This window comes from Psychrobacter immobilis (genome assembly GCF_904846065.1).
Taxonomy (GTDB): Bacteria; Pseudomonadota; Gammaproteobacteria; order Pseudomonadales; family Moraxellaceae; genus Psychrobacter; species Psychrobacter immobilis_H.
Window position 1 is genome coordinate 1,464,131 of record NZ_CAJGZV010000001.1, and the last position, 12,103, is coordinate 1,476,233.

General features: G+C 43.2%; 8 protein-coding genes. 4 read left to right on the plus strand and 4 right to left on the minus strand.

Annotated elements, in window-relative coordinates; genetic code table 11:
- Window positions 1–674: 674 nt before the first annotated feature.
- Both putA and JMW64_RS06135 read left to right on the plus strand, forming a co-directional pair.
- Complete coding sequence (gene putA / locus JMW64_RS06130) at window positions 675–3,929, plus strand: bifunctional proline dehydrogenase/L-glutamate gamma-semialdehyde dehydrogenase PutA (protein ID WP_201553724.1); 3,255 nt, start codon at window positions 675–677, stop codon at window positions 3,927–3,929.
- An 11-nt stretch (window positions 3,930–3,940) separates the two neighbouring features.
- Entirely contained in the window at window positions 3,941–4,633 is a 693-nt protein-coding gene (locus JMW64_RS06135; RefSeq protein ID WP_045446201.1) for a 1-pyrroline-5-carboxylate dehydrogenase, read from the plus strand.
- Window positions 4,634–4,808: 175 nt separating this feature from the next.
- Here the strand turns inward: JMW64_RS06135 and JMW64_RS06140 are convergent, their stop codons facing one another.
- On the minus strand, window positions 4,809–5,981 hold the full coding sequence (locus tag JMW64_RS06140; RefSeq protein WP_201553725.1) for a cupin domain-containing protein: 1,173 nt from the start codon (window positions 5,979–5,981) through the stop codon (window positions 4,809–4,811).
- Between the two features lie 156 nt (window positions 5,982–6,137).
- Here JMW64_RS06140 and JMW64_RS06145 point away from each other — a divergent pair, with 156 nt between their 5' ends.
- Window positions 6,138–6,332 carry an NF038104 family lipoprotein gene (locus tag JMW64_RS06145; RefSeq protein WP_087815212.1) on the plus strand — a complete coding sequence of 65 codons (195 nt, stop codon included), beginning with the start codon at window positions 6,138–6,140 and terminating at the stop codon, window positions 6,330–6,332.
- Window positions 6,333–6,456: 124 nt separating this feature from the next.
- On the opposite strand, the gene purB is transcribed toward JMW64_RS06145, so the two are convergent.
- The 3 genes from purB to mnmA form a co-directional block, all read right to left on the minus strand.
- The gene (gene purB / locus JMW64_RS06150) at window positions 6,457–7,848 is read right to left on the minus strand and encodes an adenylosuccinate lyase (RefSeq protein WP_201553726.1); all 1,392 of its coding nucleotides are present in this window, start codon (window positions 7,846–7,848) and stop codon (window positions 6,457–6,459) included.
- A gap of 149 nt (window positions 7,849–7,997) precedes the next feature.
- Window positions 7,998–9,851 carry a hypothetical protein gene (locus JMW64_RS06155; RefSeq protein WP_087815217.1) on the minus strand — a complete coding sequence of 618 codons (1,854 nt, stop codon included), beginning with the start codon at window positions 9,849–9,851 and terminating at the stop codon, window positions 7,998–8,000.
- Window positions 9,852–9,904: 53 nt separating this feature from the next.
- Complete coding sequence (gene mnmA / locus JMW64_RS06160) at window positions 9,905–11,131, minus strand: tRNA 2-thiouridine(34) synthase MnmA (protein WP_087815219.1); 1,227 nt, start codon at window positions 11,129–11,131, stop codon at window positions 9,905–9,907.
- Between the two features lie 260 nt (window positions 11,132–11,391).
- On the opposite strand from mnmA, the gene ispF reads away from it, so the two are divergent.
- Complete coding sequence (gene ispF, locus JMW64_RS06165; protein ID WP_045446213.1) at window positions 11,392–11,895, plus strand: 2-C-methyl-D-erythritol 2,4-cyclodiphosphate synthase; 504 nt, start codon at window positions 11,392–11,394, stop codon at window positions 11,893–11,895.
- The last annotated feature ends 208 nt before the right edge of the window (window positions 11,896–12,103 follow it).

Consider the following 12,103-nt stretch of genomic DNA (forward strand, 5'->3'; position numbering starts at 1 on the left):
GTTTTGTTACGTTAAATTCCTCTTTATTCGGAAACGATAAAGGGGTTTTTTTTGATTTAAAATGGCTCAAATTTCCCTAAATTTATTCAAGTGTTTGATTTAAAAAAACAATTAATCGCCAATAGTAAATAGAAAAGTATAACCAGTGCGTCATAAGGGATAAAGTGCTGTTAACTAATTGTTTTTTAGAAATATATTAATTTGTGTAAATAAGCAATATCGTTAGTTTGAAAATTTTTTTCATGATATTATAGCCGAGTTAAGCGCATCACCTCAATCAACGCCGTAGAGGTTTTTCTTACAGTGAATTAGCAGCACTCAAGATGGCAGATTTTTTTGCTAAAGCGATTTTTTCGTTTTAATAGCGATATCTGATCATCACACTCCTTTCACTACAAACAAGAAGAAGGCACTAATGCCGCTTAGCTGTTCGTTGTTGCCTTTGTATTGTTAACGTAGCCCGTTTAACAGTCGAACGACCTACTTAACCGCTTCCAGCCTACGCTGGATTTTCTCGTTTTGTGATGGCGCCGTTTGGACTTTTGATTATTGTTATAAGTATCTATCGATAGCCATCATCTAAATGAATGATGGTGATGGCTAGTTATACCAGACGATCAGACTTCCTAAAGCACTATTTATGATGGTTTTTAAACGATAGTTATGGAGTTGTTATGAACCCAGTAGACCAGTTTACCCCGCAAGAGCCGATTTTGTTTAATCCTGTCGATTTGCTATCGCCAGATTACATTGCCCAGTCGGCAGAAACTCTGCACGCCCGTATTTCGCCGTTGTATAGCGTTGATGAAGAGCGCTGGTTGTCCAAATTATTGCCACTTGCTAAACCCAGCACAGAAGAACGTGACGCCGCTGCTGAGCAAACGCGCCAGCTGGTTGAGCATGTACGTAATGATGGCAAAGCGGTCAAGATGGTCGACTCGTTACTGCTTGAGTATAGTCTTGACACCCAAGAAGGTATCTTGCTGATGAGCTTGGCAGAAGCCTTGATTCGAGTGCCAGACAATTATACTGCTGATGCCTTGATTCATGACAAAATGAGTGTGGCTGATTGGAAAAAGCACATCAAAAATGACAACGGTTTTATGGTCAATGCCTCAACATGGGGCATGATGATGACAGGTCGTGTCGTCAGTATTGATAGTAGCACCACAGCATCAGGCTTTTTGGATCGCATGACTAAAAAGATGGGCGAGCCTGTTATTCGTAGTGCCATGCAAAAAGCCATGCGTATCATGGGTCATCAGTTTGTATTGGGCGAGACCATCGAGGACGCCAATAAAAATAGCCAACCTTATCGTAATAAAGGCTATACCTATTCGTTTGATATGCTCGGTGAAGCGGCTATTGCGCATAAAGACGCTGAAAAATACTTCAATGACTACCTGCATGCGATCAGAGCCACTGCCAGTATCAAAGTCAAAGAAGGCATGCCTAAGCCATCAGTATCTATCAAGTTGTCAGCATTGCACCCTCGCTATGAAGCCACGCAAGAAGCCCAAGTCATGGGTTTATTACGTCAACGCTGCTTGCTGCTCATCGAAGCGGCACGTGAAGTCAATGTGGATCTTAGTATCGATGCCGAAGAAGCCGACCGCCTTGAAATTTCTTTAAAACTGTTTGAGTCTTTGTACCGTGACAATTTGACGGCTGACTGGGATGGTCTTGGCTTGGTCGTGCAAGGTTACTCTAAGCGCGCCATTGCTATTTTAGTGTGGCTGGCTCGTCTATCGACTGAGGTGGGAGATCGTATTCCAGTACGTCTGGTAAAGGGTGCCTACTGGGATACTGAGATCAAGCTTGCCCAGCAAAAAGGTCTGTCAGGCTATCCTGTCTGGACACGCAAAGAAGGCACGGATACTGCTTACCTTGCCTGTGCGCGTTTCTTATTGTCAGATCATCTGCGCGGCTTGATTTGGCCACAGTTTGCGACACACAATGCGCACACCCTAGCGTCAATTATGACCATGAGTAAGCATAGAGAGTTTGAGTTTCAGCGTTTGCACGGTATGGGCGATGCTCTTTATGATCATATCTTACAAGCGTATCAAATTCCGGTACGTATTTATGCCCCAGTTGGCGCGCATAAAGACTTGCTGCCGTATTTGGTACGTCGCTTGCTCGAAAACGGCGCCAACAGCTCGTTTGTCCATCAGCTGCTAGACAAGTCTTATCCGATTGAGAAGCTGACAGTACATCCCTATGACAAGCTGCTGGCCAATGCGACGTTACACAATCCAGAGATTCCGTTGCCGTTAGAGATTTATGGTGCGCGCCGTGCCAGTTTTGGTCCTAATATATTCGTAGAGTCACAATGGCTGCCCTTTAAATCTGCTATCGATAGCCATTTGCATAAAACTTGGTCAGCGACGTCCATCGTCAATGGCAAAGCAGTTGATGAATATGAAGTAGAGGGCGTAACGCACAAGCTTGAGACTCAAACCGTACGTGCACCTTGGAACCACGAAGTAAGTGCTGGTGAAGTCACTTATGCCAATGCTGAAATAGCTGATCAAGCAATCGATGCGGCAGTGGCAGGGCAACGTGTCTGGCAAGCAGTATCAGCTGATAAGCGTGCTGAAATATTGCGTAAGATAGCGGATCTCTATGAAGAAAACTACGCTGAGCTAATGGCGCTATGCCAAATCGAAGCGGGAAAAACCCTTCAAGACGGTATTGATGAAATCAAAGAAGCGGTTGATTTCTGCCGTTTTTATGCCGATGAAGCAGAGCGTTTAAACGACGTCGTGCATGAATTCACCGATTTGGCTGGCAAGCAATCTCGTCAAGTTTATAAAGCACGTGGCACCTTTGTCTGTATTAGCCCATGGAACTTTCCATTGGCTATCTACACTGGTCAAATCGTAGCGGCACTAGCAGCAGGCAATACGGTTGTGGCGAAACCTGCCGAACAAACCAGCTTGATTGCCCATTTTGGTGCTCAGCTAATGTACCAAGCAGGCGTACCAACACAAGCCTTACAGTTAGTGATCGGTGCTGGCGATGTTGGTGGTGCATTGACAGCGGCTGACAATATAGCAGGTGTGATATTTACGGGTTCAACCCAAACGGCTCAACGTATTAACCAAAGCCTAAATGATCATGCACAAGCCAGTGGTGAGCTACCTGTCTTTATCGCTGAAACTGGTGGTCAGAATGCTATGATTGTCGATTCAACGGCATTGCCAGAACAAGTGGTTAGAGACGCTGTCTTATCTGCATTTGGTTCAGCAGGTCAGCGTTGCTCAGCTTGTCGTATATTGTGCGTGCAAGAAGAAATGGCTGATAATTTAATTGAGCTATTACAAGGTAATATGGCTGAGCTATCGGTCGGCAATCCTTTATATGCTGCTACAGATGTGGGCCCAGTGATTGATGCGGATGCCAAACGTAGTCTTGAAGCGCATATCGAGCGTATGGACGCTGAGCCAACAGCGACTATCTTGGCACAGACACCAATGAGCTCAAGCTCAGTTGTCAGTCAAGAACAGTCTACCTTTGTATTGCCAACAGCGATCGAAGTGAAAAGTATCGACGTGATCGGTGGCGAGCATTTTGGTCCGATTTTGCACGTACTGCGTTATCAAGCACGTGATCTGAATAAGCTGATTGATGCCATCAACGCGACAGGCTTTGGTTTGACCCTAGGTATTCATAGTCGTATCGAAAATACCGTTGAGCACATCGAGCGCCGTGCGTTTGTAGGTAATACTTATATCAACCGCAACCAAATCGGTGCCGTCGTAAACGTACAACCATTCGGTGGTTGTGGTCTGTCTGGCACGGGTCCTAAAGCTGGTGGCCCGCATTATGTCGCACGTTTGATGCAGCTTAGCTCAGAGTCAAATAGCAGTAACCAAACAACTGCTAATACCACTACCCAAACCACCACTCAAACAGAACTCGCATAAGGAGTAGCAACATGGCGACTGAATTCAAAAAAAATCATGCCCAGGTTTGTGAATCTTGGCGATTACTTGGCGCAGTGAATCGCGCAACATATCTACAAGCGGCTATTCCAAAGTTGGCGCTGCTGACTGGTGACGCCAATAAAGCAAAGCGTTTGTTCAATCATCTATTGAGCGCCGCGCCTAGCTTGGATGAGGTGCATCGCATGACTGGTGCAACTGGTGAGTCCAACGATCTATATGTCACTGGTCGTGGTAAGACCATGGTTATTGGTGGTGAATCTGCTAGAGCCATGGCAGTATTAGGACAGCTGGTAGCCGCACTATTGACAGGTAATGAAGTCATCCTGCATTGCCCAAGCCAAGATGAGATGTGCAATGAAGCTGCCAAGATACTATATGATACAGGTATCAGCGAAGATGTATTGAGTGTGGCGAATGACTCGCAAACCGTCACGCTTTTATATATCGATCGTCTGGCACAGGTTGCAGTCTCTGGCAATCGAAGCGAAGTACAGACTATCAGTCAAGAGCTTGCCAATACAGACGGTATCTTAACGCAAGTCATCAGCGTCACTGATATGGAAGGCTTGTCAGAGATGCTAACGCCTGATTATTTGCATCGTTTTGTCACTGAGCGCGTCAAAACAATCAATACCACAGCGATCGGTGGTAATGCTAGCTTGCTTGAACTTGGTACAGAATAACCGTATTAATTACAAACCCACTTCGCTCTTATATCCGTTTTGATAAGTGCGAAGCAGTGTTTGGTATAGCTATAAATACCGAATACGATTTATAAGAAAAAACCGCTATCTGAGTAATTGTCGGATAGCGGTTTTTTTTATTTACGTTATTTGATTAATGTCTGATTAATAGATATTATTCAGCAATATCAATCCACACCCAGCCGTTCTCTAGCCATTCGCTCAAATCGTCTGAGTCAACATCGGCGACATCTTGACTATTTAGGTGTTCGCCATTAGCCAAACGCACCAATACCGCTACTGCGGTCTCGTCAAGCCCGTCAATGCGTTGCCCATTGGCATATAAAACGATGTCATTATCCGCCTGGGTGTATAACAAACGATTGCTATAATCCGCTTGCAAGGTAGCACCTTCTGCTAGAGCTTGCATGAGCTCATCTGTATCTAATGTATCCTCTGGCATCAGCGCATCATACTGGCGTTTGCTGACGACTTCAGAAACTGCTTGACGAATGATATCACTACCACGCTCAGACTGTAGCATTTGTAATAGCTGATCTTTGATCGCATTGATGCTGCTCGCTTGCAATTCACCTGACGCTTGCAGCGCTTGTGGCAGCAGCATTGGGATAAATAAATCGCTATCGTTGGTGGCGATATCAGCCAAGCTGTCGATGATTTGCATCAAGTTAGGACGACGGCAGCCAAATGAAAAGGTTAAGCAATCGTCTTGTGCCACACCAAAATGTGACAGCTTCGGCGGTACGTAAAGCACGTCACCCGCTTCTAATATCTCATCAAAAATAATCTCACCCATATCATCAAAGAGGCGAATCGGCTCATCAGCGACAAACTCGGTATTTTTATCACAGAATTTGCCCAGTTGCCAACGTCTAGACCCAAACCCTTGCGCTAAAAACACATCATAATCATCATAGTGTTTGCCGACTGAACCACCTTTTGGCGCATAAGAAACCATGATGTCATCACGTTGCCATTGTGGAATAAAGTCAAAGGCTTGCCACAATTGACCAAGCTCAGGCGACCACTGTTCCATATTCTGCACCAGTACAGTCCATTGCTCAGGTAAGTTATCGAAATCAGTTTCAGTCAATGGGCTTTTTTTGAGTTGCCACTGCGCCTGACCTTCTTTTTTACTTGCTGCTTGAGTCAGCAGGCGCACTGCGGCATCTTCTTCTAGTGCTAGACCAAGCATGTCGTCAGGTTCAAACATGCCAATTAGCTGTGGTAAGCCTTGTTTAATTAAGAGTGGCTTTTTTTGCCAGTATTCGCTTAAAAATTGCTCAGGCGTGATAGAGTCGGGTAAACAAAGCGGTATAGAAGTCATGGGTAGATCCGTGTGTTTAAGTAGAAAGGATATCAAGGTAGACAGAATATAAAACTAGAACAGTGCTTTATAGCTGACATGTATTGGTTTATGATTAGCGTCTAGCTGATGGTGAAATTATAGCCATCAATGCCTCTCATTATCCGTAGGAAATTTATGAAAAAATTACAATTTATCGTCATCATCGCCAGTATATTTATGCTGCAAGCTTGTGTGCATAAAATCGTCACTGTACCTGTAAAAGTCGCCTACAAAACTACTAAAGGCGTCGTCAAAGGTACTGTTGCTGTGACCAAAGCCATCATACCGGGTGATAGCAGTGATAAAAAAGATGAAGACGATAAAGAATAAAACCTCACCCATTAACTATGTATTTAAAAAAATCATAGTGTTTAGAGTAAGGTTTTTTGAAAAAAGATATAAATGAGCTCATTTATATCTTTTTTACATTTTATAAAGATAAGTTTGTTGCCAGTTAAATCTTAGCAATCCACTCTTTAATCGTGCGCGCTTGCTCCGCCGCATTACCGATATAAGTGGCTGGCGTCATCTCACGTAGGCGCGCTTTATCCGCATCGCTCACCGCAGATAGCTCATCACTTTCAACGAATGTCAGCATGGCTTCGCGAGTCATCGCATTACCACGAGTCAGAGCTTTAAGCTTCTCATATGGGTTTTCAACACGGTAGCGACGCATAACCGTTTGAATCGGCTCTGCCAATACTTCTTGTGCATTATCCAAATCGTCGTTTAAGCGCTGGGCATTCAATTCAAGTTTGCTGACACCTTTTAAACAAGCATCATAAGCAATCATGCTTTGTGCCAGACCAACACCGATATTACGAAGTACGGTAGAGTCTGATAAATCACGCTGCATACGTGAAATTGGCAGTTTTTCACCCAAATGAGCCAGCATGGCATTAGCAACGCCCAAGTTACCTTCTGAGTTTTCAAAATCAATCGGGTTCACTTTGTGCGGCATGGTAGAAGAACCAACTTCACCATCTTTTAGGCGCTGTTTAAAATAGCCTAAGCTAATATATTGCCAAATATCACGGTTAAAATCGATTAGGATGGTATTAAAACGTTTGACAGCATCAAATAGCTCGGCGATATAATCATGCGGCTCAATTTGCGTGGTATAAGGGTTAAAAGTCAGCTCAAGACTTTCATCGATGAAACGTTCTGCATGTGCTTGCCAATCGACGTCAGGGTATGAGGCGTAATGAGCGTTATAGTTACCAACCGCGCCATTGATTTTACCTAATAGCTCTACTTGACCGACTTGTTTGATTTGACGGGCTAAGCGATAAGCGACGTTTGCCATTTCTTTGCCTAGCGTCGTTGGGCTAGCGGTTTGACCATGAGTACGTGATAGCATGGGTTGGTCAGCATGGGTAATCGCTAAATCAACGATGCTATCAGTCACTTCTTGCATTTTAGCAACCACAATCTCGCGGCTGTCTTTTAGCATTAATGCATAAGACAAGTTGTTGATATCTTCACTAGTACACGCAAAATGAATAAATTCTAATGAATCTTCAAGTGCTGCCTGACCACGGAACTTGTCTTTGATAAAGTACTCAACGGCTTTTACATCATGATTGGTCGTCGCTTCGATGTCTTTGATAGCTTGGGCATCTGCTTCACTAAAGTCATCAACGATACTGTTTAAAAAGGCATTGGTATCGGTATCAAATGCTGCCAATTCACCAATAGCGCTGTTATCAGCCAATGACTGTAACCAGCGAATCTCGACAGTGACGCGGGCCTTAATGAGACCAAATTCAGATAAATAAGGACGCAAGCTGTCAGCTTTGGAGGCGTAACGACCATCGATTGGGGAGAGTGCGGTAAGTAAGTTCATAATAATGCCTTTAAATTAAAAAAGTAAAAGTGATGAAAACTGTGAAATCACACAAATGAACACATCATATAAGACTGTGGTCAAAAAAATACGGGTAGTGTAGCAAATGTAGCCGTTGATAAAATCAAAATATGCATATAACGCCATTATTAAGGGGCATCGGGTGTATTAGAGTATGTCGTGCCATACTTAGTATTAAAGTAAAAACTACGTTTTGTCCTTGGATCTAAAATTGAGGTTACCGTTTTAACAGTACCGTTATTGCCGATAACGACACTGTCTGCGGCATATTCGCTTGCTTGATGAATTGGATTCGCAAGTTTTGATGTCACTATCGCGCGATTCACATTTTTTTCTTGCAAGACATCTTGTAGAACAAAGTGATTGATACTAAGGTTGGCTCGATTGGTCGCAGTGATTTTGTAAGCAATACATTGTCCTGGAGTTACTTCAGATAGGGCGGCTTGACTATAGGCAAGCTTGTTTTCTAGATTTGGTAACAATGAGGAGATTTTGCAATCGTTAAGTGCTTGTTCTTTTTCAAGGACTAAAGCTGTGTTCTTATCAATCACTCTGCCAAAGTTATTATTTTCATAGTTATACTTGTTAGTAGTTAAGGAAATAACAGTTTTTTCATTAGTAGTACGAATGGGATAAGTGCTACCACTATTTTCTTCAATCAGGCAGACAGTACTTTTGCCAGTTAGAGAAGCGATAGGTATTTTAATCTCATATTTACCGACAATATTAGTAGGAATATTGATAGTTTCAAAAGGAGCATTGGTTGTACAGTCAACCAGCTTGACTGTGCTACCTGCAATACCACTTTCAGCAGAGTCAAAAGTACCATTGAAGAAGTTGGTATTGTTATATATACCGCTGTCTATCGTAGCGTTATCTTTTTTGACATTGATGTCGCTATCGTTTATACCGCCATTATCATTGAATACAGTGCCTGAAAAGACGTAATTCAATGGTTCACTTTCTACCCCAAAGCTGATCCATTCATTAAAAGTTTCACCGACTACGTTACGCGCAATGCCGATATTACCATTCATAATACCTTCATAGGTCAAAGTCACAGCGTTCGCATTTCTTACCGCGACAACGTAATTGCTTTGACTATTTTCAATGCCATAACTGACATAAGTACCACCATTGGAAATAGCCGTATTAGATGAGAGTGCAGAATACGTGCTGCCATTATTGATACTTTTAATAATATTTTCAAAAGTTGGCGTCGGTGGTAAAACCCCGTTATTTGAGCTAAGGGCGACTAGATTGTTAGTTAAAGTAGGGCTATATGGATTTTGGCTACCAGTAGCACCCGCTAGATTAGTAATATTATAATAATATAAACCACTACCATTCACATTTGAGCTATCGGTACGCAGCTGCGGGTTGAACACAGCATTTTGTGAATTCAATTGAGTCGCATTAAGTTTGGTCCCCATAAAATAATCACCCATTGCATTATAGTAATAGGGGACATCTGGGTTGTTTTTGATAGTGGCTTGCACAGGTAGACTAATTTGACTATTTTGGGTAAAACTTAACGTTTGACGTGCAATTTCTGAGTTACCACCCATTGAATAGCTGGCTTGACCAATTTTTATGGTATGTATAGAGGCGTTATCATTAGGCGTAATAGTGAAAGTGTACTCAAATTTATCTCTATCAATACTAGTATTAGAATCATTCCTGATCTCAATACCATTGGTACGCGTACCACTAGACGGTGTTATCTCAGCATTACTGTTATAACCAATATTTTCATTGCGCACTAAAGTAAAACGACCAGTAGCACCAGAACCTGCTGCGATATAGGTGCCAGAAGCAGTACCAGTCGAAGCATTAGAGCTGGTAACCGTAATACTACCCAGCTCTGATGGTGCTGACTGTGCACTAAATGACGCAGCAATGAAAGTAAGCGTAAGACCTCTCTTTACCCATATCGAACAAGAAAATGAGATATTCAGCAAGGCGAAAAGGCGAGCGGTCATTCAGTATCCTAAAAAAAGACAAATCATTGTATTAATTAATGTTAAATGAGATGTCAAATCCCGCAAGGCGCGTCAATAGAGGCAATGACACCGCCGCCCAAACAAACCTCATCGATATAAAATACTGCTGATTGACCTGGCGTCACTGCCCGTTGCGGCGCATCAAATATCACTCGTACTTCTAAACCTTTATCATCAACAGAAAACACTCGGCACGCTTGGTCTGGCTGACGGTAGCGCGATTTTGCCATACAACGTAAACCTTCATCGGTAAATATATCTGCAGGCGGTAAACCATCGACCCAATCGAGCTTATAAGCTTGCAGCTCATTACTCAGCATCATGGGATGCTCATGACCTTGTCCAACGATCAAACGGTTGTTGTCCAAGTCTTTTGCCAATACGAACCAAGGCTCTTCTGGGCGATCTTTGACACCGCCAATGCCAATACCACCGCGCTGACCTAACGTATAATACATTAAACCATCGTGTTGACCGATAATGTGACCATCGTCAGTGACGATATCGCCTTTTTGTGCCGGCAAGTACTGTTGTAAAAAGTCTTTAAAGCGGCGCTCACCAATAAAGCAAATACCCGTTGAATCCTTTTTATTGGCAGTAATAAGATCATGTTCTTCAGCGATTTGACGAACCACTGGTTTTTCAAGCTCACCGACTGGGAACAGTGTCTTAGCGATTTTATCGCCGCCAACCGCATGTAAAAAGTAACTTTGGTCTTTATTGTTATCAAGCCCGCGTAATAGCTGCGCAACCTCAGTGCCATTAGCATTCGTATAGTTCATACTACGGCGCGTGTAGTGACCGGTGGCGATATAATCTGCGCCCAACGTCAAAGCATAGTCTAAAAATGCTTTGAACTTGATTTCTTTGTTGCACAAAATATCTGGGTTGGGCGTACGACCCGCTTTGTATTCGGCCAAAAAATGCTCAAAAACCCGATCCCAATATTCCATGGCAAAATTGGCTGTGTGTAGCTTCATACCGATTTTGTCACATACCGCTTGTGCGTCCGCTAGGTCGTCCATTGCCGTACAGTATTCGGTGCCGTCATCTTCTTCCCAGTTCTTCATAAACAGACCTTCGACTTTAAAGCCTGCTTGTTGAAGTAAAACGGCTGATACAGAAGAATCAACGCCACCTGACATACCGACAATCACGTGCTTGGCGCTAGGATTTTCGATATCGGCAAGTGTTAATGGACGATGAGTCGTAAAAGACTCGGAAACGGCTATGCTTGAGGTATCTTGTATGGCTGACATAAAGCGGCTCAACTATTTGTACGTTCTCCAAAATAGATATTGACGCCAAAAATTATGCCATTGCTACAATAGGTAGTCTCAGCAGAACGACGTCAGCTTATCTTTTGGATCTGGTATTATGATAAAATAAACGTCATATTATACCAGTTAATTGAAACTGGTGGCGACCGATGGTGTCTAGGCATTGGTAAAATCGCTTTAGAAATTTAGATAGTGGTTTTGAATTATTTTAATCACGTTTCACTCATCTTGGAATAATAATGATAAAAATTGGTCAAGGTATCGACGTTCACGCTTTTCACAATAATGGTCAGCAGCAGCAATATGTGGTGCTAGCAGGTGTGCCTATTGAACACACGCACAGCTTGCTTGCACACTCTGATGGAGATGTGGTGCTGCATGCGCTTGCTGATGCACTGCTTGGTGCATTGGCGCTTGGCGATATCGGTCAGCATTTCCCTGATACAGATGCTGCCCATGCAGGGTTGGACTCGCGGGTGCTGCTACGTTATGTCTACAGTAAAGTGCAAGAGGCTGGTTATAGTCTAGGCAACGCTGATATCACTGTGATGTGTGAGCGTCCAAAGCTGGCACCGCACAGCCAAGCCATGCGTGATAATATTGCCAGTGATTTGCAGACTGCGGTCAATAATATCAGCGTTAAAGCCACCACCACTGAAAAGTTAGGCTTTACAGGTCGGCAAGAGGGCATTATGGCCAATGCCGTGGTATTATTAGTGCCTAATGTTGTCGAATCTAGATAGCTTGGATCGGGTGTCATCGCTGTTTGAGCACTCCGAGTCATATTGACTGGGTCAGTTGCGCGCAGATTTTATCTATGTAGATTTTATATATATAGTCTATAGAGTTGTACTTGTAATACCGTGGCGCTTGCCCCATGTATCAGCCATCTCTTTTCTCAATCATTTTGTAATATCAATCACTGTTTTCAATGAACCGCTTTATCAATAG

Excerpts from the sequence above, each read along its gene's own strand:
- putA (WP_201553724.1), top strand. The coding sequence starts at position 675 with ATGAACCCAGTAGACCAGTTTACCCCGCAAGAGCCGATTTTGTTTAAT.
- JMW64_RS06135 (WP_045446201.1), top strand. The coding sequence starts at position 3,941 with ATGGCGACTGAATTCAAAAAAAATCATGCCCAGGTTTGTGAATCTTGG.
- JMW64_RS06140 (WP_201553725.1), bottom strand. The coding sequence starts at position 5,981 with ATGACTTCTATACCGCTTTGTTTACCCGACTCTATCACGCCTGAGCAA.
- JMW64_RS06145 (WP_087815212.1), top strand. The coding sequence starts at position 6,138 with ATGAAAAAATTACAATTTATCGTCATCATCGCCAGTATATTTATGCTG.
- purB (WP_201553726.1), bottom strand. The coding sequence starts at position 7,848 with ATGAACTTACTTACCGCACTCTCCCCAATCGATGGTCGTTACGCCTCC.
- JMW64_RS06155 (WP_087815217.1), bottom strand. The coding sequence starts at position 9,851 with ATGACCGCTCGCCTTTTCGCCTTGCTGAATATCTCATTTTCTTGTTCG.
- mnmA (WP_087815219.1), bottom strand. The coding sequence starts at position 11,131 with ATGTCAGCCATACAAGATACCTCAAGCATAGCCGTTTCCGAGTCTTTT.
- ispF (WP_045446213.1), top strand. The coding sequence starts at position 11,392 with ATGATAAAAATTGGTCAAGGTATCGACGTTCACGCTTTTCACAATAAT.